The sequence below is a fragment of the Mucilaginibacter sp. UYNi724 genome, from assembly GCF_054057495.1.
On record NZ_JBSRZI010000003.1, the window covers coordinates 295,726 to 316,997 of the forward strand.

The following is a 21,272-nucleotide window of genomic DNA, read 5'->3' on the forward strand; positions in this document are numbered from 1 at the left end:
AAACGAAGAATTTTACTCACCCTGCGGTACTGCGTGCGCGACCTTCTCTTCGTTGCGCGCAAAGAGGGCAATAAAAATCGCTTCACCCTCTTTACGCAGCAGAGAGGGTGGGATAGCGTAGCGAAGCTGATAGCTATCGGGACGGGGTGAGTAGACTATCAAACTTTATTGAAATATTGAAGTAATTCCGCAATCCCCGGGCTTTCGCCGGTATTCATATAAATGTTAGATGTCGCATTAGCCATTATCAATTCCGCTTCAGCCTCTAAGCCTAATAGGATAGCCAAGCAATAACCCGCGTTAAAATTATCGCCTGCACCGGTAGAAATCTTTGGCTCAGTAATAAAATCAGGTTCGGAAATATAACTGCCCTTTTCATCCCATGCAATTGAAATTTTAGAATTGTGGATGATAAGCGTTCGAATGTTCAACGTGGCGAAAAGTTTGTCGCCAATAGCTTGCACATCGGTAGAAACTGCATCATTGATATATGTTTTGTAGAGGATGCCTGCCTCGTTGCGGTTGAGGCTAAGCGTTACTTTGCCATAATTGCCAAACAGTCTGATGAGTTTGATGGCTGACCTGATAGCTTCCGCACTACGTTTAGAGCAATCCGACAGGTCGAAAAAGAATTGCTTCGGGTTAGATGTGCCCGGTAACACATCATCTAACAAACCGTGCCACATGCTGTTGCTGTGGTCAAGTTCGCTCCAATTTACGAGGCAGATAAGCTCCGCGTTAGCGAAAACCTCTTTGAGTTTTTCCAGGCCGATGGTTTGTTTAATAGTATCCCAGTTGGCATGGTTCAGGTCCGTCATTTGTGCCAGCATGATCTTGCCGTCCGCAAATTCCATGGCGGTTGTAAAACCGGGATTGGTATAGCTATGCAAAGTGCAATTAGCATGCATGCCGGTAAATGCGGGCGCGATATTAGGCACGCCAAAGGCCCCAACACAATTTACGCCGATCCCTGTGCCAGCAAGGGCGTTAGCCATAATAGGCATATTACCGCCAAGTTTTTGTACCAGTTCTTCGCTTTCTAAACTAAAACCCGAGCCGCTTTTACTGCTAATGTAACCACCGAACTCGCCGATGGTCCGGAAGTATACCGTGCTATCAGCGCTCTTATAGTTCACCACTTTTACAATAGAATCTACAAAGCCATCAAAGCCGGCGGCGACTTCTTTGCCGGCCAACAATGTGGGAGCGTTTTGCAGCGCCTGCCTGATTTGCTTAAGCTTATCGCTCATATCAGGAAGCGTGCTCCAGTTCTGATGCTGCCTCTTTATCAAGCAAAATATGAGCGTTAGATAGCGTTTGCAGGATGGATGCAGGGACTTCCGTACCAACCAAGCCCTGTAAACTTTCGTGTATAATATTTGCTTTCTTAGCGCCTGACGCGATCAGTATGGCTTTGCCGGCTTCCGCCAGATGTTTAAGGCCGAGGGTGATACCTTCGGTAAGCGGGGTTTCTTTGAAGAAATATTTTTGACCAACTTGTACGGTTATCGGGTCGAGTTGGGAACGGTGAGCATAAAGACCGAACGGTGTGCCCGGCTCATTTAACCCCAGGTGGCCGTTCATGCCGATACCTACCATCATGATATCCAGCCCGCCTTTGCTGCTGATAAAGCTGTTCATGCGGTCGCACTCGGCGTCAAGGTCATCTGCCTTGGCATCAAATAGGGTAACGTTGTTTAATTTGATATCAAGCTTATCTAAAAAATTATGCTTCAGGTAGTATTTGCAGCTGCCCTGGTCGTTCTCATCCATGCCCACCCATTCGTCAAGACCAATGAAAAACGATTGGCTCAAGTCTATCTTGCCCTCATTTGCCCATTGCACAATATAGCCCAGCATCCTGGTAGGGGAATCGCCCGATGGGAAACAAATTACAGAAGCCGGCTTTTCGGCCAGTTGTTTGGCAACCAGTTCGGCAGCCGCTTTAGACATTTCGTCGTTGGTATCGTATATTGATATTTTCATGATCTAATCTTGTTTTGCGTTAAGCCACAGGTCAATAGGGCGGTCAACTTTTGGGGTGAACGGCAGGTTTATTTTCTTACCCTGCCCGGCAGATGCGTATGCCGCGTAAAGCATTTCCAGCACAGCGCGACCGTCTTCGCCGGTCACCAGCGGGATTTTATCTTCGCGTACGCACTCTATAAAATGTTTCAATTCGTGCGGGTAGCCCTGGTTAAACACTTCCTCGAAAATGGTAAAACTCCAACCCGCAGAAGTGTCAGCCTTTTCCATAGCGTAGCCATAGCCCTCCCTGCTGTAGGTAAGGGAAGAGCTGCCCATGAACAGATCGGCATAGATAACGCCGCCTTTTCCGTAGATCTCACATCTGTCATCCATACCGCCGTGTTTGGCCCAGCTATCTTCGGCAACACAGGTAACGCCATTCTCAAATTCTACGATCACTACGGCGTTGTCTTCGCCTTTGGTGCGGTTGCCGTGCAATACCGTACTCATGGTGGCATAAACGCTTTTTACCTTGGCATTCCCAAGCATCCAACGGAACCAGCCCATGGCATGGCAACCCATATCCATAAGCACGCCGCCCCCGGCCAGGTTGATGTCGTAAAACCAATCGGTATGCGGGCCGGAATGCTTTTCGGCTTGTTTAAGCATGTAAACCTCGCCAACGGCACCTTCTTTTACTACCTGCCTTGCACGCTCATATTTCGGCGCGAAGCAAAGTTCTTCAGCGTACATCAGTTTTACGTTGTTGGCTTTACAGGTGGCTATCATCTCGTCGGCTTCCTCTAAGGTAACAGCCAGCGGTTTTTCTATAATAATGTGTTTGCCAGCGTTTGCAGCTTTGATGGTATTAACGGCATGCAGGTAATTAGGCACGCAAATGTCAACCACGTGGCAATCGGTTTCGGCAAGCAGTTTATCCACGTGATCAAAATAAGCGGGGATGTGGTGCTTTTCGGCAAAGGCTTTGGCTTTATCAATATTACGGGCATAGACAGCCACAATTTCGGCCTCGGGAATAAAGCGCTGGTACGATTCTACGTGGATATCGGATATAAACCCGGCGCCCAATATGGCAACTTTAGTTTTGGTCATGTTTTAATAGATGTATTACAGGTATTTCATTTTTTTAAGATAAGCCACCCAAACCACGTACGCTTCGGGTTTTAGGTGCAGGCCCTCGTAAGTGTATTTGGCCATCAAGCGATTTTGTTTGTCGAGGAACAGTGGGTGCAGGTTGATATAAGTGTACCTCAAACTTGCGGCTCGCGCCTTCAGCATGGCATTTACCCGTGGGATATGCTCTGCCTTATCGTAGTGCTGCGGGAAATTCTTGACAGTTGGATTTAATGGCAAAATGCTTTGCACATAGATTTTCGTAGCAGGGCTGCCGGCTTTTACCAGCCTGATGATCTTAAAATAATTATAGGCGATAACCGAATCGGGGATGTCCTTCCCGATATCATTTATTCCCAACAATATAAACAGCTTTTTAGGCTGGCGGATGATCACATCGTTGATACGTTTTAGTACGCCATAGGTAATATCACCGCCGATGCCCCGGTTTACCACGGTGGTGTCGTTAAGTAGTTTGGCCCAGTTACCCATCTCGGTAATGCTGTTGCCCAAAAATATGATGCCACCTTTGGTTACAGGTTGCTTTTTAAATTCTTGTAACCTTTGAGTGGTATGCTCGGGAATAAAGGGGATGGTATCAAACAGGTTTTGGTTAGACGGACGGGTTTGCGCACACGCGAAGGCAGGCAGCAAAAGTATTATCAGCAGGTATTTCATATCAGTTTATGTTGGCGGTTTAAAAATACGATAATTCTTTAATGGTGATAAACTGATTTCAGGAATGGCGCATTTTAGCGTATTTATTGCCTGCTGGATAAAACCTGTCAAAACAAAAGTTGTTATATAATACATGGTTTTAGGCGAAGAGATAATGAAGATATTGAACAAATATTACGAGCCTTCAAGTTTTGTGGAAAGGAGTTTTAAACGTTACGATATCGCTTTTAAAACCGATGATGCGGGCAGGCCAATACTTTTGTTTATTGGTAAAAAAGATGAGAACGGAAAGATAAAAGGCGAACGTTTTGCAAGGCGTTTAGTATTTAGCATCGACGGCCAAATTGTGAAAGACCATTGGGACAATAAGGGTAAGGCAGACCAACATTAACCTTTAATTACCTTATTGCCAACTTTATAATTACAGACATGGAACTCATAAGTATAGTAGTAGAAACCCCTAAAGGCAGCGGCCATAAGTACGATTACGAGCCTAAGTTGAAATGCTTTAAACTGAATAAGATTTTACCTGCCGGGTTGGTGTTCCCGTTTGATTTTGGGTTTATCCCCGATACCAAAGGCGGCGACGGCGACCCGCTGGATGTGATCGTGATCTCCGAGATCAGCACCTTCCCGGGGTGCTGTATGGATTGCCGTATTATTGGCGCTTTAAAGGTGAACCAAACCGAACGCGATGGCAGCACAATGCGTAACGACCGCTATTTTGCTGTGCCCACCGTATCGCAGTTATTTAGCGAGGTTAATACGATGTTGCAATTGCCAGAAGCTATTATCAATCAGCTGGAAAGTTTCTTTAAGAATTACAATGAGCAAGCCGGGAAGAAGTTTGAGGTTATTGAAAGGGTAGAGGCAGAGGAGGCTTACCGGATGATAAATGAATAATTTTCAAGGTGTCCCGTTTTTTTGTGATAAGTGTAAAGAAAAATGGAACACTTTGATAATCAATAGATAGCGAAATATTAAAATTTACAGTTATCTCAAGTCTTTCTTTAGGTAAAAAGAAGAATATTCTGTATTATAATGCTTTAAACAATTATTAGCTACTGTTCCATTTATAAAAAAACGGTACACTGTGGGACACCATGAGACACCCATAAAATCTCTTTACAAATCATAAACAATTCTAAATACAATAATGTTGCATTTGCATTATCTTTGCAGCATGGCTTCGTTAAAAAAAGCATTTAAATTGGATAATATTGGAATGACAGCGTCTACGCTTTGTGCTATACATTGCGCGGCTGTGCCGGTGTTTTTTACCAGTTTGCCATTGTTAGGCCTCGGCTTTTTGGCCAACCCCTGGGTAGAGTGGATCATGATCATCATCGCGCTGGTTGTGGGCATTTCATCCATAGGTAATTCTTACTTTAAAGAGCACCACCGCGTGTTACCGCTGGCAATGCTAATAGCGGGCTTCCTTATCATTATTATCGGTCACCTTTTTACAACGGGTTGGGTAGAGGCCATTGTGGTGCCTTTGGGCGGTGTCACCATCGCTACAGCGCACTTTGTCAATTATAAATATGCCGGTACCTGCAGGGCGGGGGATAGTTTCTTCCATATAAAACATGCGCACCCGCACGAGCATGACAGCCATAAAGCCGCTTAACCGCTTTTTTTGTTAAATTTGAATTGTAATGGCACAAGTAAAAAATAACTATCAGTTTGAAGATATGCTGCAAAAGCATAATCTTAAAAAAACTGCGCCGAGGTTAAGGGTGCTGTCTATGATGTATTCGAAAAATACGGCTACTTCGCAGCCCGACCTGGAGAGCGTAATGAACGATATTGACCGTGTTACCCTGTACCGCATTCTAAACACGTTCGAAGAAAAAGGCATCATCCACAAAGTGTTTGACTTAAACGGTACGGCTAATTTTGCGGTTTGCCATTCGGACTGCCGCGAAAACCATCACCACGACGAGCACCTGCATTTTAACTGCACCCAGTGCAAAAATGTGTATTGTATTAACGAATTAAACATGCCAAAGCTTACCCTGCCCGCTGGTTTCGAGGCGCAGGGTTTTACGCTTTATGCATCCGGGCTATGCCCTAACTGCAGCAAAAAAGAACAAGCTAAATTAAATTGATTTGCAACAACATTGCTATTAAACTGCTTTGCAGGTTAGCTTAGTTTACTATACATATTTATGGATACCCGAGAAATAATTACCATTACCATTGTATTGGCAGCCTTGTTTGCCTACATAAATCACCGCTTTATAAAGTGGCCGCCCACTATTGGTATCATGGCCTTGTCGCTCATATCGTCGGTACTGCTGGTTTTGTTAGGAAGCTCGCGATCCTTGCTATCTACAAAGGCAATACAGTTAGCCAACTCCGTCGATTTTCAGGATATACTGATGAATTTTATGCTGAGTTTTTTGCTTTTTGCAGGGGCTATTCATATTGATGCAGGCAAACTGAAAAAAGAACGTTGGCCAGTATTGTTGCTGGCAACTATGGGTATCCTCATCTCTACAGCCTTAGTTGGTGGTATGACATGGTTATTATTCCGGTTGTTTGCTATGCCCATCCCATTTATTTATTGCCTGTTATTTGGTTCGCTTATATCGCCAACAGACCCCATTGCAGTTATGGGAATCCTTAAACAGGCAAAAATCCCATCTTCGCTTGAAGTAAAAATATCCGGAGAATCGCTGTTTAATGACGGTGTTGCCGTTGTTATCTTCATCAGCATCGCGCAAATAGCACGATCTGCCGGTGGCGAATTTTCTGCAGCTGATATTGGCAAGCTTTTTTTACAAGAGGCTGTTGGCGGGTTAATATTTGGTGCAGTGCTTGGTTATTTGGGTTTTTTGGCTTTGCGGTCTATTGATGATTACAAGGTAGAGGTATTGATTACGCTGGCTATTGTTATGGGCGGTTATACACTTGCATCGCATTTGCAAGTTTCCGGTCCCTTGGCTATGGTGGTGGCGGGTATCATTACCGGCAATAAAGCAAAAGAGGAGGGCATGTCTGACGAGACGAGAGATTACCTTGGTAAATTTTGGCATATGATAGATGAAATTTTAAATGCAGTATTGTTTTTGCTTATTGGGCTAGAAATGCTGATCATCAAAATTAATTCGACCGTTATGATCATTGGCGGCATCACTATTTTAATAGTGCTTTTAGCCCGGTGGTTGTCGGTTATTTTCCCGGTGATGCTTTTAAGGTATAAGATAAAATTTGAAAATAATGCCATTGCTATTTTGACCTGGGGGGGATTAAGAGGTGGTATTTCGGTTGCACTTGCACTTTCTCTTAGCAGTAACATGTACCGCGATGAGTTTGTATTGATCACTTACATCATTGTAGTGTTCTCTATTTTAGTGCAAGGGTTAACCATAGGCAAATTTGCTAAAAGGCTGCAGGCTAAAAGCGTAAAACAATAATGAGTGATTTTTTGCACCGCATCAGGCATTTTTTAACCCATAGGTTCAATTTGCAGGAAGATAAGGCCGAAGACAATGATATTATTTATTCGATCCGTAAGAATATTGATTTTCGTGGTGCAAATCTTTGGGCGCTCATCTTTGCCATATTTATTGCCTCTATCGGCCTTAATGTAAACTCTACGGCGGTTATTATAGGCGCAATGCTGGTATCGCCAATAATGGGGCCAATAACTGGTATTGGATTGGGTATCGGCATCAATGACCTGGAAATGGTTAAAAAGGGTGGTAAAAACCTGCTCATAGCCACCTTTATAGGTATTGTAACATCATCCATTTATTTTTCTGTCACCCCGCTTCACGAAGCACAGTCAGAGTTGCTTGCCCGTACTTCTCCGTCAATATGGGATGTATTTATCGCTTTGTTTGGCGGTATGGCGGGTATGGTGGCAGCATCCCGTAAGGAAAAGAACAACGTAATACCCGGTGTGGCTATTGCTACCGCGTTAATGCCGCCATTGTGCACTGCGGGTTTTGGCCTTGCCATGGGCAACTGGTATTTCTTTCTTGGCGCTATCTACCTTTATTTTATTAACAGCGTATTTATTACCATTGCCACGTTTTTAATAACGAGGTATTTAAAAATGCACAAAAAGGTTTTTGAAGACCCCGGCGTTGAGAAAAAAGTAACAAGGTACCTTGTGGTGATCGTTTTAGTGACGGTTTTACCAAGTGTTTACATGGCTTATGGCATTGTTAACAAAAGTATATTTGAAAGTAATGCCCGCAAATTTGTTGAACAGGAGTTTAATTTCAAAAACACACAGGTAGTGTCTAAATCATTTAAGTACACAAATAGTAATAAGACCATTAACCTTTTGCTGATTGGTGCTGTGCTGGATAAGCCGGTTACAGATTCACTTAAACACCTTATGAATAATTATCGATTGCGAAATGTGAAATTACTTATCCGGCAGGGGATAAATGCGAAACAACAGCTCGATCTTTCGCAAATAAAAGCCAGCATACTCGAGGATGTATTTAGCAATCAGCCAAAAACAAATAATGTTACGATAGCGCCTAAAATAATTAATATAGATAGCGCAGTGCTTATAGAAATGAAGGCGCTATACCCGGCTATGCAGTCATTCGGTGTTAATAGAATTGCCATATTGCACCCGGATACGACATTGGTAGATACACAAAGGGTGGCCCTGGCCCGTTTTGCAAAACCCATAAATAAGGCGGATGCTCTAAAACTACAACTGTGGTTGCAAAAACGTTATCAGTCGCCCAATTTAAAACTCATCACTCAATAATCCTGTTTATAAGCACATGCAGATGCCATATATAAATTTAGAATACGGTATCACCGGTTAATCCTTACCTATTTAATTAAGTCAAAACCAGCAAACGCTGTAATTATTTTTGTGAGTTAATAAAGTGATACTTAAATTAGCGTTCCCTAATTAAATACATGATCAAAAAATACCAAGGGCCGATATTATCGGTTTGCATATTAAGTTTTTACCTGTTGTTGTGTTCGTTTACGCCCGGGGCAGATACCATTAAGGCCGCCGGTTTTAAACTGAAAACCGTAATTATCGATGCAGGCCACGGAGGTAAGGATGCCGGCGCAAGGGGGTTGACATCGTTCGAAAAAAACGTTACCCTTTCCATCGCCCAGAAATTACAGGATGCGATCAAAGTACAGATCCCCGATCTGAATACCATTATGACCCGTTCTGATGATACATTCATAGAGTTAAGACGCCGGTCGGATATTGCCAATAAATCGCTAGGTAACCTGTTCATCTCTATCCATTGTAACTCATCTGCCGAAGGTACTGCCCACCGCGAACATAAACAAAGTGGTGTAATGTTGCTGGTATATGCTTCAAAGCGTACCGGGGAACAAATGGAGGCCGTGCGCGAGAATGCATCCATCCTGATAGAAAAAGATCAGTCCAAATATGACGCCCTTGATACCGCCGACCCGGCCAATGCCATTATACTGGATGCCTTCACCAAAAAATACCGTAAGCAAAGCATCCGCTTCGGCGAATTTTTAAACCAGGAATTTACCATTACCGACGGCCGCCCATCCATAGGTGTGCGCGAGCAAAGCCTTTATGTGCTGGCTAACAGCGGGATGCCCGCGGTGCTGATAGAAACAGGTTTCATTAATAATCCGGAAGAGGAAATTTTTCTGAATTCGGACGAAGGCCAGGCCCAGATCGTGCAAACCATTATCCGTTCTATTATGGCGTATAGGGCCGCGCAAATGGCGCAATAGTAGCCTCATCTCAGTAAAACTAATCGGCTACTTTACCCTTTATGAACGTTCCCGCGAAATTGCAATGGGCAGTAGTAAAGCAGTTGCGCTAATAAAGGGTAAGTATTTAGGCGGAAGGGGAGTTTCTTAACATAAACTTTATTTGAATTTTTAAACTAATGGGTATAAAAGGCATATATTAGATAAAGTTTGGAGGGCGCTTGCCGCATCTACATGTAAACTGTTTACATCTATTTAATGCCTTATTATCAGCACTATTCTTTTGATCTGTGGTTAACACTTATCAAGTCCGACCCTGAATTTAAAATTCAGCGCGCGCGGTTCTTTCACCAAAATTTCAATAACACAGGCTTATCGGTTGATGATGTTGCCGGGGTTTTTCGCCGGGTAGATCTAATGTGCAATGCCGTGAACGAGAAAACGGGCAAAAACATTGATGCCGACGAAATGTACCTGATGGTTATAAGCCTTATCAACGGCGATCAATTTAATATAGATGATGTTGACTACCCCGCGCTGCACCTGCAAATGGAGGCACTGCTGTTTAAATACCCGCCCCGCATGTATGCCGATGTAACAATTGACACCCTGCAGCATCTAAAACTAAAAAGCGGGGCAACTTTTAGTTTGTTGAGCAACACAGGATACATCACCGGGAAAACATTAAGAAAAGTGTTGGCACTTTACGGGCTGGATACCTATTTCGATTTCCAGCTATACTCGGACGAGGCAGGTATGTCAAAACCAAATCCCGAATTTTTTAAGGCCATGCTTAACAACATAGATATATGCAACGGGGGGAAGAATATCCCGCTGAAAAGTATTATCCATATAGGCGATAACCCTAAAAATGATGTAAAACCTGCCGTTGAACTGGGCATCAGCTCGTTGCTCATCAATTCAAACCAAAACAGCATTTTAAGCCTTATAAATGAGAATTAAAAGTCAAGACATGAGAACCAAGAACCGGAAAGGCAAATTATACGAAACGAGTTTTATTTTGACACGGTGCGGGGTTACACGATTTTTATCTTGATTCTTGACTCATAATTTTTGATTCTTTTAATTTTGAAACGATGATAACCACCACCTATTCGTTACACCACATCCATCACGACGATGATTTTGGCTTTGATGCCGATGATTACAGCCGTTTTAAATTTGGCGACGGCGGCGTATCAAAAGATTTTGGTGTTGCCCTGGCGGATGGTTTTATAAATGAATATTTAACCAATAACCCTGTCGATAAGCAGATCGTGGTTATTTCGAGCCCGTATTCGTTCATCCCAACGGCAACTTTTGCCATGAAAAATTGGTTTGTTTACCGCTTGAATAATTGGCTGGCAGGGCAGGGCTTACCCGTAGTGCAGGAAACCAAGGTGCACCGCACCATTACCTATAAGGAAGATTATGGTGAACTGGATGCCGAGCAACGGATGAAGCTGATAGGCAACGACCAGTTCCATATCGATAAGGAGTTTTTGACGGGTAAAACGCTAATATTTTTAGATGACATACGTATAACGGGCAGCCACGAACGTATGATAATGAAAATGGTTGACGCTTATGGTTTAAAGAACGACATCCACATGCTGTACTTTGCCGAGCTGATCAATAAAAACATCCACCCCAATGTAGAGAACCACCTGAACTATCACCACGTGAAATCTATTTTTGATTTGGATGATATCATCAAAAGCGGAAATTTTTGCATCAATACCCGTATTGTAAAATATATTTTAAACTATAGTTTTGATGGCTTTAGGGTGTTTATTCAGAACCAGCCTGCCGATTTTGTCGAATTGCTTTATAACATGGCTTTGGGTAATGGGTACCATACCATTGAGGCATACGAACAAAACCTTACATTTACAAAACAACAATTAGCCTCTCCCCAACCCCTCTCCGAAGGAGAGGGGCTTGAGAAACAATTTTTTTAGAACCCTCTCCTTCGGAGAGGGCAGGGAGGGGCAAAACTTTTAAACAATTATAAATTAACAATATAATGGCAATTAATCTTCAAAAAGGGCAGCGCGAAGCTATCGACGCTCCTAAATTTACGATAGGCTTAGGCTGGGATACCAACACATCTTCAACCGGGGCTGCTTTTGACCTTGACGCATCTATCTTTATTATGGGTGATAACAAAAAGATACTGAGCGACGAGCACTTTGTGTTTTACAACAACCTTAAATCTCCGGATGGCGCGGTTGAGCATACAGGCGATAACCTTACCGGTGCAGGCGATGGCGATGATGAGCAAATTAAAATTGACCTGACCACTATTGACCCGCGCGTTACCGAAATTTGCATCGTAGTAACCATCCACGAAGCAGAAAGCCGCCGCCAAAATTTTGGCCAGGTGCGCAACTCGTTTGTACGCGTCTTTGATGCGGCTACAAATGCCGATATTTTGAAATACGAGCTTGAGGAGGATTTCTCGATAGAAACAGCTGTAGAGTTTGGCCGTATTTACAAACGCGATAACAGATGGAAATTTGAAGCAGTAGGCGCGGGCATGAAAGGTGGCCTGCAAGATTATTTAAATAAATATAATTAAGCAGAAAGGTCAAAGCAGAAAGCTAAAAGCTGGAATAATAGACCAGCAGCTTTCTGTTTTAGACTTTTAGCTTTCAGCTAATTAAAATAAAAAGAGATGGCAATTAATCTTCAAAAGGGGCAACGTATTAGCCTCGAAAAAACTAACGGCAGCAAACTGCAAAGTGTTTGTGTAGGTATAAACTGGGGCGCGATAGAAAAAAAGGGGTTGTTTGGCTTTGGCGGCAGCAAAGAAGCGGTTGACCTTGACGCAAGCTGTGCTTTGTTTGATGAGAACAAAAAGCTGATAGACGTAGTTTACTTTGGCAACCTAAAATCTAAAGACAACGCCGTGCGCCACAGTGGTGATGACCTTACCGGTGATATGGGCGGCGATGATGGCCTTGATAACGAGGTGATCACGCTTGACCTGGGCAGCCTTAATCCTGCAGTTAAACACGTAGCATTTGTGCTGAACAGCTTTAGGGGCCAGGATTTTGGTACCATCCCTTTCGCGTCTATCCGTATTTATGAGGGTACCCCAAAACGGGTTAACGAGATCTTCGCCAAGTATGATATTGCTAATGGTTCTGATTTTAAGGGCCATATATCCATGGTGATGGGCGTCTTTTACGTTAAAAACGATGAGTGGAAATTTAACGCCATCGGCGAACCCACCAAAGACCGCAAACTGGAAGAAACCGTGAACACCGTAATGCGTAATTATTTGTAATTTAAGAAGCCTCTCCCCAACCCCTCTCCGAAGGAGAGGGGCTTTGAGAAGCATTTTTAGAGCCCTCTCCTTCGGAGAAGGCAGGGAGAGGCCTACATAGGTATTAAAAAAACAAAACAATGGAAACCAACCTAACCAACGATGGGGCCGGGCTGCCTGACTTTACACCAACACCGGTTGCCGCAAGCACAAATACCCCGGTTAAATTAGATAAAGAAGGCAACGTAGACCTAACCAATATCACTCCCGATGAGGTTAAAAAGTTCAGCGAAAAAGGCAAGGACTTAAACCCAAGCGATGTAAACTCGATATTGAATTACGGTACCGACGTGCAAGCCTCAATGGAGCGTTACAGCAATACATTCCTTACATCGGTACGTACGTTTGATTCTGGCGAGGTGGGCACTCTAATTACCGACCTGCTGCACGAGTTAAACTACATTGATGTTGATGAGCTGGAGCAAAACGCTTTTATGAGGATCGTATCCCGTATACCAATTTTGCGTACGCTGGTTATGGATACCAAAAAGATGTTTGCCAAGTATGACCTGGTGGTAAACAACGTTGATAAGATCACCAACAAAATAAAAGCGGGCCGCGTAAATTCTATCAAGGATAATGCATCGCTGCAAACCATGTTTGATAGCAATGTAAACTACATCCATCAAATGGAAGAGTTGATCATTGCCGGCCAGTTACGATATGCAGAACTTAGTGAGCAGCTTGCCGTAATGGATGGTAACCCATCGGCCTATCAGGATTACGAAATTGCCGACCTGCGCGATTACGTGAACCGGTTGGATAAACGCCTTGCCGATATGAAAGTGGTTCGTTTTATTATGCTGCAATCGCTGGCGCAGATCCGCGTGGTGCAAAACAACAATACCACCATTGCAGAAAAAGCACAGTCGATAGTATCTACCACCATCCCGGTTTGGAAAAATCAGTTGACCATTGCCGTTGCTTTGAACAGGCAAAAGGCCAATGTAGAGATGCAGAAAAAGATCTCGGACACTACAAATACCATTTTGCTTAAAAATGCCGAGCTTTTAAAAACAAACAGCATTGATGTTGCCCGCGAAAATGAGAAAACTGTGGTATCTTTGGATACTTTAAAACGTACCACACAATCGTTAATAGAAACGTTAACTGAGGTTAAACGCATCCATGACGAGGGTACACAAAACAGGAAAACGCTTAATACGGAGTTGCAAACTTTAGAAACTGAGTTGAAAAAGAATGTGACCAATACACGTTAATTGGCATATGGATGAAAACAGGCTAAACATATTAAATGCGTCCACACGTGATATTAGCAAACTACAGTTGCTATCGGTGTTTTTTAATAACGACGTTATTTATAAGATTTACCTGCGCACCCAAGTGCTTCATCAGCTGTTTCAAACCAACCCCGAGCTTGATATTAACCAGCTGGAGATGTTTCATCTCCAGTTTACACAAACCCTTATTGATCTGTTGAAAAAGATCAAAAAGAATAACGAAGCCCAGGCCGGCCTGTTGCTTGACGAAGTGCAGCTAAACCACCAACTGATAGAGCAAATGGAAGGCTCTGCCTATAGCGAGCAAAGTTATGTGAACGATAAACAGCGGCAGTCGCTAAAAATGAGCCAGTCGTTACGTAAGCTGTTCCGGGTGCTGTCAGATAATTCGGCCGAGTACCCATTCGCGGCAAATATCAATAAGTTTAGCGCGCATTTCTCGGCCGATTACTTTTATAGTATCTCTACCGAATTGGTTTACGAATTGCTTGCTTACAGCCCCGCCGATGTTTACTCTAACGAGTATGCCACTATTCAGCGTAAGCTTATGGGCAGCCTTTGCAAGTACGATTTTAAGATCGAATTTTACTGCGGCGTAAGGGCAAATGATATTGTATTGGAGGTTTACCGCTTCGCGGATGTAAACAAATATTTCTTGTATTCGCCGCTTAACAATGTGCTGCTGTTTTGCGATGTAGCCAAATTAGGCGACCTCGACCTGAAGAACACCGTTAGCAAACGCGAACGCATGATGCGCGAACTGCGCGACAAGAATGTACAGCTAACAGGCAAGGCCGGTTTAATAAAAACCAACCTGCCGCAAAATATCACGGCCCTGCTGGCCGATGACTACAAAAAAATAGCCGATGTAAACTTTATGGCGCACATGAACGCGTTTGACGTTCAGGCTAATATTTTAAAAACGATGTTAAACACCGATATACTTTAAACTAAATACAATGGATTTTTTACACACCCTACTTGGCGAGGATATTAAAGCAGGCTTGCTTATCGTCTTAAACTTGATCGTTATTGAAAGCCTGCTCTCTGTAGATAATGCCGCGGTGCTGGCTACCATGGTTATCGATCTGCCAAAGCAGCAGCGTAGCCGTGCTTTGCGTTACGGTATTATCGGCGCTTATGTGCTGCGCGGGGTGTGTTTGTTCCTGGCGGCGTGGCTGGTGAAGATCTGGTGGTTAAAGCCATTGGGCGGGTTGTATTTACTTTACCTGGCTTTCGATTATTTTAAGGGCAAGCTTGCCAAGAAGAATGCTGACGGTGGTGATGAATCGGTAGATAAGAACAAGAACTGGCTGTACAAATCAACCGTTGGCCTTATCGGTACCTTTTGGGCTACCGTTGCGCTGGTGGAGTTGATGGATCTAGCCTTTTCTATAGACAATGTATTTGCCGCCGTAGCCTTTACAGATCATGTATTTTTGATCTACACCGGTGTATTCATCGGTATACTGGCTATGCGTTTTGTAGCGCAGGCCTTTGTGAAACTGATGGAGAAATTCACCTTCCTGGAAACGGTCGCCTTTATGGTGATAGGTGTACTGGGTATCAAACTTACGGCATCACTATATGTGCATTTTTTCCCGGAGGCAGGCTTTTCTAAATTTATGGAAAGCGAAACCGCGGATATAGCCGTATCGGTTTTTACGGTGGCGGTATTCCTGATCCCGGTAGTTACGTCAATGCTGTTTAATTTTCCAAGAAAGAACATCATCAAACCCGAGATAGCCGAAGAGGCCGAAAGTGTACTGGATAAAAGCTAAATAAGGGGCTGAATAATTACACAACATTTCATTGCGAGGAGCGTATCGACGCGGCAATCTCAGCATATCTGCATGTCTATGAGATTGCCACTATCGCTCGCAATGACATAGCTAATTTTAAAAAATGAATAAACTTATTGCATCAATTTTCGGCATTGGCTATGTAAAGGGTGGGGGCACGCTTGCTGCTATTGTTACCTGTCCGTTTATTTGGTTATTGTGGCGCTCTGATATGAATAGTCCGCTATATTTATTAGGGGCTACCATCATCATAACCCTGCTGGGTATTTACGTTGGCGATAAGGTTGAACCAGCCTGGGGTAAGGATAGTTACCGCGTAGTAATTGATGAGGTTGCCGGCATGCTGGTAACCATGCTGTTTATCCCGCCAAATTTGTATTACCTATTAATAGGCCTGGTGCTGTTCCGCTTTTTTGATATTTTAAAACCGCTTGGCATCCGCAAAATGGAAGCTTTACCCGGTGGCACAGGCGTAATGATGGATGATGTACTGGCCGGCGTTTATGGCAATATTGTGCTACAGGTAATAGTGCATTTTGTAAAGTTTTAGGCGATACATTTACGTTGTTCCGCAATAATAATTATCTTAGTTTCTAACTTTAAACTTTAATCCGGGTATGCATTTTTTTTCCTTCCTCGCGGCCAGTTTGCTTGCTCTGCGAATTAGCAGGGCCATTAAATTTTCGGAACTGCGCGATAAATGGCAAACTATTCTCAGGATCTCGGCAGGCATCCCGGTAGTGCTGTTTTTTGTATTTAATGAAAATATTAATGATGACTGGATCACTGTTATCGCAGGTATTTACCTGCTTATTTACATGGAATATCTTAAAAAACAAGGTGATTTTAAATCATTCTCAATATTAATTTATTCCCATTATCCTATGGCGATTGCCGCTATAATTAGCGGTCTCACCGCTTTAATAGCGAGCGGTTTTTACGACAAATGGGAGAATTTTTTCGTTTGTGCCCAGTTAGGCGCTTTTGCATGGGTTTACCTACGCCTTTCCACATCTAAAAAACAGCAGCACGAGATACATCGCATCAATCAGCGTAAAGATGAACTTGAAGCGATGGTTGCCGAACGTACCGCCCAAATTACCAAACAGCGTAACGAATTGCAGGAAACCGTAAAGGAATTACAATCCACACAGGCGCAGCTTATCCAGCAGGAAAAACTGGCATCGCTTGGTGAGCTAACCGCAGGTATTGCCCACGAGATCCAGAACCCTTTGAACTTCGTCAACAACTTCTCTGAAGTAAGTATGGAGTTGATTGAAGAGATGCAGGAAGAAATGGCTAAAGGCGATACGGAAGAAGCCACGGCTATAGCTAACGATATCAAGCAAAATCTCGAAAAGATCCGCCATCACGGTAAACGTGCCGATAGCATTGTTAAAGGCATGTTGCAACACAGCCGCGCCAGCAGCAATGTAAAAGAGCCAACCAACCTCAATACCATTGCCGACGAGTATTTTCGCCTGGCCTACCACGGCTTGCGCGCCAAGGATAAATCATTCAATGCCGATCTGGTATCAAATTTCGACCCTAATTTGCCGGAAGTTAATATTGTATCGCAGGATGTTGGGCGGGTGTTGCTTAATATGTTCACCAACGCGTTTTACGCCGTACACCAAAAGCAAAAAACCGTAGGCGGCGACTTTAAACCAAAGGTAGAAGTAAGTACGAAAGTTATATCATCTGCAAAGGGGAAAGAGGTCGAGATCATCGTAAAAGACAATGGCAGCGGCATCCCGGATGCTATCAAGGATAAAATTATGCAGCCCTTCTTCACCACTAAACCGGCAGGTGAGGGTACAGGCCTGGGCTTATCACTTAGTTATGATATCATTGTTAAAGCCCACAAAGGGCACATCAATATCGAAAGCAAAGAGGGTGAAGGCACATCATTTGTCATTACCTTACCGCTGGCATAATTTGCGGTTCAACATTACCATAAAACAGAATTAACTACCTTTACCTGCCATATGAAAATATTAGTTGTAGACGACGAAGCAGACGTTCAGCCGCTTTTTTTACAGCGTTTCCGGAAGGAAATCAAAAACCACGAAGTAGAATTTGACTTTGCACAGTCGGGCGAGGACGCATTGGACTACCTGAAAGACAAGCACTCGGAAGTGGTGCTCATCCTGTCGGACATTAACATGCCTGGCATGAGCGGGATAGAGTTGCTTATACACATCCGCGAGGATTTCCCTACCCCGCCACCACCCGTGGTAATGATGATAACCGCCTATGGCGACGACGAGAATTACGAGCAGGCGATGGCTAAAGGCGCGGATGATTTCCTGACCAAGCCGCTTGATTTTAACTTACTGAAAGAAAAACTTAAAACCTTATAGCACAATGGCTAAGATACTGGTAGTGGATGACGAGGCTGATTTGGAGGTACTGGTAAAACAGAAGTTTCGGCGCAAGATAAGGGAAAGTGAGTATGAATTTATCTTCGCGGCCAACGGCGAAGAGGCTTTAGCGCGCATTAAAGAGCACCCCGATCTGGATATTATCCTGTCGGATATTAATATGCCCGTGATGGACGGCCTTACCCTGCTTACGCACCTGCCCGATGCCAACCCCATGTTAAAAGCGGTTGTAGTATCTGCCTATGGCGATATGCAAAACATCCGTACCGCCATGAACCGTGGCGCTTATGATTTTGTGATGAAGCCGGTAGACTTTGAGGACCTGGAACTGACCATGCAGCGTACCATTACCTATGTAAGGCAATTGCAGGCAACGTTTAAGGCCATTAAGGAGAACAATATCCTAAAGATGTACGTGGACGAGAATGTGCTGAATTTTATGGCCCACAAGGAGTTTGAAGGCAGCCTCATGAAGAACGAGTTGCTGGAAGCGACCGTGATGTTTGTGGATGTTTGCGGCTTTACAGCCATTACCGAGCATATCCCGGCCAACACTGTGGTTAACCTGCTAAACGGACTGTTCGATAAAATAGTAAAGGAAATTATAGCCCAGGGTGGGCATGTAGATAAATTTATGGGCGATGCTATTATGGCGGTTTTCCGTGGCGAATTCCATTTGGATAGGGCGATAGATGCGGCCCTGTCTGTAAAGGCGCACCTATCCAACGAGCCCAAGATAGACGCCGGTAACGGTAAGATCTTCAAACCAAATATTTCGGTAGGGATCAACAGCGGCGAAATGATATCGGGCAACATCGGTTCAGCATCATTAAAAAGGCTGGATTATACCGTAATAGGCGACTCCGTAAACCTCGCCCAGCGCCTGCAAGGTATAGCCACCGCCGGCCAGATCATCATCACCGAGGATGTGTTCCACAAAACCAAAGAATCGTTCCAATGCAGACCAAATGGCGAGTTTACGCTGAAAAATAAGCTAAAACCTGTTAATACTTATGAGGTAGTAGAGTAAGGGGGAATAATAATATGAATGATGAATTTCGAATATTCAATGTCGAATTTACTTCATTATTCTGTGTTCGATATTAAAAATTCGTTATTCCTTTTGACTTTAAACCTTCTACTTCCTCAGTGCCTTGCCCTGCGTTTCAATACCCCACCCGCGGCTTCTTTGATAATACTGGTAAAGATGAATGCTTTAGGGTCTATCTCGTGCACCATGTTGCGCAATCGCCTTAACTCTAAACGGGTTACTACGGTAAACACAATATCTACTGGGTGGCTTACGTCGAAGCTTTCTTTCAGGAAACCGCGCTCGCCTTTGTAAATGGTAATGCCGCGACTAAGCTGTTTAACCAGCATCTCTTTGATCAGCGCGTTTTGGCCGGAGATGATGGTTACGCCGGTGTATTCTTCCAATCCTTCTATCACAAAGTTGATCATCCGGGAAGCTGTATAATAGGTGATGATAGAGTATAGAGAGGTAACAAAACCCACCTCTAAGGCTGCTATCAGGAAAATGACAACATTGATGCCGAGTATGATCTCGCTTATGGTAAAGCTGATGCGTTTGCCGGTATAAAGTGCCAATACTTCTATACCATCCAGCGCGCAGCCGCCACGTATGGCCAAACCAATACCAGTGCCCATAAATACGCCGCCAAAAATGGATACCAATAGTTTATCTGAAGTGATCTTATCCGGGTAAGGCAGGTAAAGCAGGCATAGGGCCAACCCGATTATAGCCAGCATAGTGCGTATAGCAAATGTTTTATTTACCTGCAGCGCGCCCATAATAATGAAGGGTATGTTAGCCAGTATAATTACGTAGGCGATATTAACATGGTAAAGCTCGTGGATCAACAGTGAGATACCCGTTACCCCGCCATCAAAAAAGGCATTGGGTATCAGGAAGCTTTTTAAGGCAAACCCGCAAAACAAAATGCCTATAATAGTATAAATGGTGTCTGTTACAATTGATTTAGCATTTGGGGGTGTACTCATTTCGGCGATAGTAGTTTTATTTTGTAAATCTCTTAAATTTTCCTGTTTTTTTGGAGACCTATTTTTTAACGATGTGGCGGTGAAATAATGATGGCTTTGCAGAAAGGTAATCTGCGTTTTGTCCCACTCGTTGATGTCGGCTCCAGATCCAAGCGCCTGCATTTCCTTGAAAAGCTTATTACCTATTGGGATAAAATCCTTTCGGCCCAAATAATCCAGGTCGGCATCGCAAATGATCTCCTCCAGCAGGCTGGCAGGTTGTTGCGGCAATTGGGTGGCCATTATTATGGTGCAAATCCGGGCTATATCATCAGCGCTGTAGCCAAACCGCGGCAGTGCATCACGGGCAATATCGCAGGAGGCCAGTTCATGGTCTTTAACGCTTTTCAGATATCCGCTATCGTGGTAAAGGGCGGCAACAAGTAGAAGCTTCGTATCGGTTTCGTTTATGTTTTCATACTCCGCGATGGTTGCGGCAGAATGATAAACATCGAGGGTATGGTCCACATTGTGGTAGTAGAATTGTACGGGCAATTCGTCCCGTAGCTTGTCTAAAACATATTTTCCCTCGGGGCTATTAACCAGATCCATCATTGTTGCGCTAAGATATTAATTTGAGGGGAAAGTAAGGGCTTTGCTGTTTAAGAGTTTACTCACCCCGACTACGCTCCGCTGGTCGACCCTCTGTGCTTCGCAAAGAGGGTAAGAAAAAATAAATTTTTTTACCAGCTTTCCACTCAACGAAGAGAGGGTGGCCGAGCGAAGCAAGGACCGGGTAATAAAATAGCCGATAGAGGAGGTTTTTTTCACCCAGTCTGCTTCACAAAGAAGATGGGAAAAAAAAAAATTTTTTTAAACCCTCTTTCCGCGCAGCGAAGAGAGGGTGGTCTGGCAAAGCAATGACAGGGTGAGTAAATTAGCCGATAGAGGAGGCTTTTTGTCACCCCAACCTGATTTTGTGACCAGAACGTCATATAAACACGGTTTAGATGCAACAGCACATGTTTAGCACTAA

Annotated in this window: 23 protein-coding genes; 18 read left to right on the forward strand and 5 right to left on the reverse strand. The window is 43.8% G+C overall.

Going from position 1 to position 21,272, the window contains the following annotated elements:
- Positions 1-158: 158 nt before the first annotated feature.
- Genes ACVW0P_RS06670 through ACVW0P_RS06685 form a run of 4 tightly spaced genes read right to left on the reverse strand, consistent with a single transcriptional unit; the run spans position 159 to position 3,780 of the window.
- The gene (locus tag ACVW0P_RS06670) at positions 159-1,292 is read right to left on the reverse strand and encodes a PfkB family carbohydrate kinase (RefSeq protein ID WP_457131381.1); all 1,134 of its coding nucleotides are present in this window, start codon (positions 1,290-1,292) and stop codon (positions 159-161) included.
- Complete coding sequence (locus ACVW0P_RS06675) at positions 1,252-1,986, reverse strand: glucosamine-6-phosphate deaminase (protein ID WP_457131382.1); 735 nt, start codon at positions 1,984-1,986, stop codon at positions 1,252-1,254. The genes ACVW0P_RS06670 and ACVW0P_RS06675 overlap by 41 nt, the downstream gene beginning before the upstream one ends.
- Positions 1,987-1,989: 3 nt before the next feature.
- Entirely contained in the window at positions 1,990-3,081 is a 1,092-nt protein-coding gene (locus ACVW0P_RS06680) for a Gfo/Idh/MocA family protein (protein ID WP_457131383.1), read from the reverse strand.
- 15 nt (positions 3,082-3,096) lie between these two features.
- Positions 3,097-3,780, reverse strand: coding sequence for a GDSL-type esterase/lipase family protein (locus ACVW0P_RS06685; RefSeq protein ID WP_457131384.1), 684 nt, complete (start codon positions 3,778-3,780; stop codon positions 3,097-3,099).
- 133 nt (positions 3,781-3,913) lie between these two features.
- On the opposite strand from ACVW0P_RS06685, the gene ACVW0P_RS06690 reads away from it, so the two are divergent.
- The 18 genes from ACVW0P_RS06690 (at position 3,914) to ACVW0P_RS06775 (ending at position 19,265) form a co-directional block, all read left to right on the forward strand.
- Positions 3,914-4,171 (forward strand): hypothetical protein, encoded by a 258-nt coding sequence (locus ACVW0P_RS06690; protein WP_457131385.1) that lies wholly within the window; start codon positions 3,914-3,916, stop codon positions 4,169-4,171.
- 38 nt (positions 4,172-4,209) lie between these two features.
- The gene (locus tag ACVW0P_RS06695) at positions 4,210-4,683 is read left to right on the forward strand and encodes an inorganic diphosphatase (protein ID WP_457131386.1); all 474 of its coding nucleotides are present in this window, start codon (positions 4,210-4,212) and stop codon (positions 4,681-4,683) included.
- Positions 4,684-4,963: 280 nt separating this feature from the next.
- Entirely contained in the window at positions 4,964-5,410 is a 447-nt protein-coding gene (locus tag ACVW0P_RS06700; RefSeq protein ID WP_354429791.1) for a MerC domain-containing protein, read from the forward strand.
- A gap of 28 nt (positions 5,411-5,438) precedes the next feature.
- A complete protein-coding gene (locus ACVW0P_RS06705) occupies positions 5,439-5,891 on the forward strand; it encodes a Fur family transcriptional regulator (protein ID WP_457131387.1) in 453 nt (150 codons plus the stop codon).
- A 60-nt stretch (positions 5,892-5,951) separates the two neighbouring features.
- Positions 5,952-7,202 carry a cation:proton antiporter gene (locus ACVW0P_RS06710; protein WP_354429795.1) on the forward strand — a complete coding sequence of 417 codons (1,251 nt, stop codon included), beginning with the start codon at positions 5,952-5,954 and terminating at the stop codon, positions 7,200-7,202.
- Positions 7,202-8,521: a TIGR00341 family protein gene (locus tag ACVW0P_RS06715; RefSeq protein ID WP_354429797.1), complete on the forward strand. Its 1,320-nt coding sequence runs from the start codon at positions 7,202-7,204 to the stop codon at positions 8,519-8,521. The genes ACVW0P_RS06710 and ACVW0P_RS06715 overlap by 1 nt, the downstream gene beginning before the upstream one ends.
- A 158-nt stretch (positions 8,522-8,679) precedes the next feature.
- Positions 8,680-9,498, forward strand: a complete 819-nt coding sequence (locus ACVW0P_RS06720; protein WP_457131388.1) for an N-acetylmuramoyl-L-alanine amidase family protein — start codon at positions 8,680-8,682, stop codon at positions 9,496-9,498.
- Between the two features lie 237 nt (positions 9,499-9,735).
- Positions 9,736-10,440, forward strand: coding sequence for an HAD family hydrolase (locus ACVW0P_RS06725; protein WP_457131389.1), 705 nt, complete (start codon positions 9,736-9,738; stop codon positions 10,438-10,440).
- A 134-nt stretch (positions 10,441-10,574) separates the two neighbouring features.
- Positions 10,575-11,438 carry a phosphoribosyltransferase family protein gene (locus ACVW0P_RS06730; RefSeq protein WP_457131390.1) on the forward strand — a complete coding sequence of 288 codons (864 nt, stop codon included), beginning with the start codon at positions 10,575-10,577 and terminating at the stop codon, positions 11,436-11,438.
- A gap of 65 nt (positions 11,439-11,503) precedes the next feature.
- Positions 11,504-12,058, forward strand: a complete 555-nt coding sequence (locus tag ACVW0P_RS06735) for a TerD family protein (protein WP_457131391.1) — start codon at positions 11,504-11,506, stop codon at positions 12,056-12,058.
- Between the two features lie 96 nt (positions 12,059-12,154).
- Positions 12,155-12,769, forward strand: a complete 615-nt coding sequence (locus ACVW0P_RS06740) for a TerD family protein (RefSeq protein WP_457131392.1) — start codon at positions 12,155-12,157, stop codon at positions 12,767-12,769.
- 119 nt (positions 12,770-12,888) lie between these two features.
- Complete coding sequence (locus ACVW0P_RS06745) at positions 12,889-14,028, forward strand: toxic anion resistance protein (RefSeq protein ID WP_457131393.1); 1,140 nt, start codon at positions 12,889-12,891, stop codon at positions 14,026-14,028.
- A gap of 7 nt (positions 14,029-14,035) precedes the next feature.
- Positions 14,036-14,998 carry a hypothetical protein gene (locus ACVW0P_RS06750; protein ID WP_354429809.1) on the forward strand — a complete coding sequence of 321 codons (963 nt, stop codon included), beginning with the start codon at positions 14,036-14,038 and terminating at the stop codon, positions 14,996-14,998.
- A gap of 10 nt (positions 14,999-15,008) precedes the next feature.
- Positions 15,009-15,830 carry a TerC family protein gene (locus tag ACVW0P_RS06755; RefSeq protein WP_457131394.1) on the forward strand — a complete coding sequence of 274 codons (822 nt, stop codon included), beginning with the start codon at positions 15,009-15,011 and terminating at the stop codon, positions 15,828-15,830.
- Between the two features lie 124 nt (positions 15,831-15,954).
- Complete coding sequence (locus ACVW0P_RS06760; protein WP_457131395.1) at positions 15,955-16,401, forward strand: phosphatidylglycerophosphatase A family protein; 447 nt, start codon at positions 15,955-15,957, stop codon at positions 16,399-16,401.
- A 67-nt stretch (positions 16,402-16,468) separates the two neighbouring features.
- A complete protein-coding gene (locus tag ACVW0P_RS06765; RefSeq protein WP_457131396.1) occupies positions 16,469-17,788 on the forward strand; it encodes a sensor histidine kinase in 1,320 nt (439 codons plus the stop codon).
- Between the two features lie 51 nt (positions 17,789-17,839).
- Complete coding sequence (locus ACVW0P_RS06770; RefSeq protein ID WP_354429817.1) at positions 17,840-18,214, forward strand: response regulator; 375 nt, start codon at positions 17,840-17,842, stop codon at positions 18,212-18,214.
- 4 nt (positions 18,215-18,218) lie between these two features.
- A complete protein-coding gene (locus tag ACVW0P_RS06775) occupies positions 18,219-19,265 on the forward strand; it encodes an adenylate/guanylate cyclase domain-containing protein (protein ID WP_457131397.1) in 1,047 nt (348 codons plus the stop codon).
- Positions 19,266-19,381: 116 nt separating this feature from the next.
- Here ACVW0P_RS06775 and ACVW0P_RS06780 read toward each other — a convergent pair whose 3' ends face one another.
- Positions 19,382-20,851 carry a YitT family protein gene (locus ACVW0P_RS06780; protein ID WP_457131398.1) on the reverse strand — a complete coding sequence of 490 codons (1,470 nt, stop codon included), beginning with the start codon at positions 20,849-20,851 and terminating at the stop codon, positions 19,382-19,384.
- Positions 20,852-21,272: the final 421 nt, after the last annotated feature.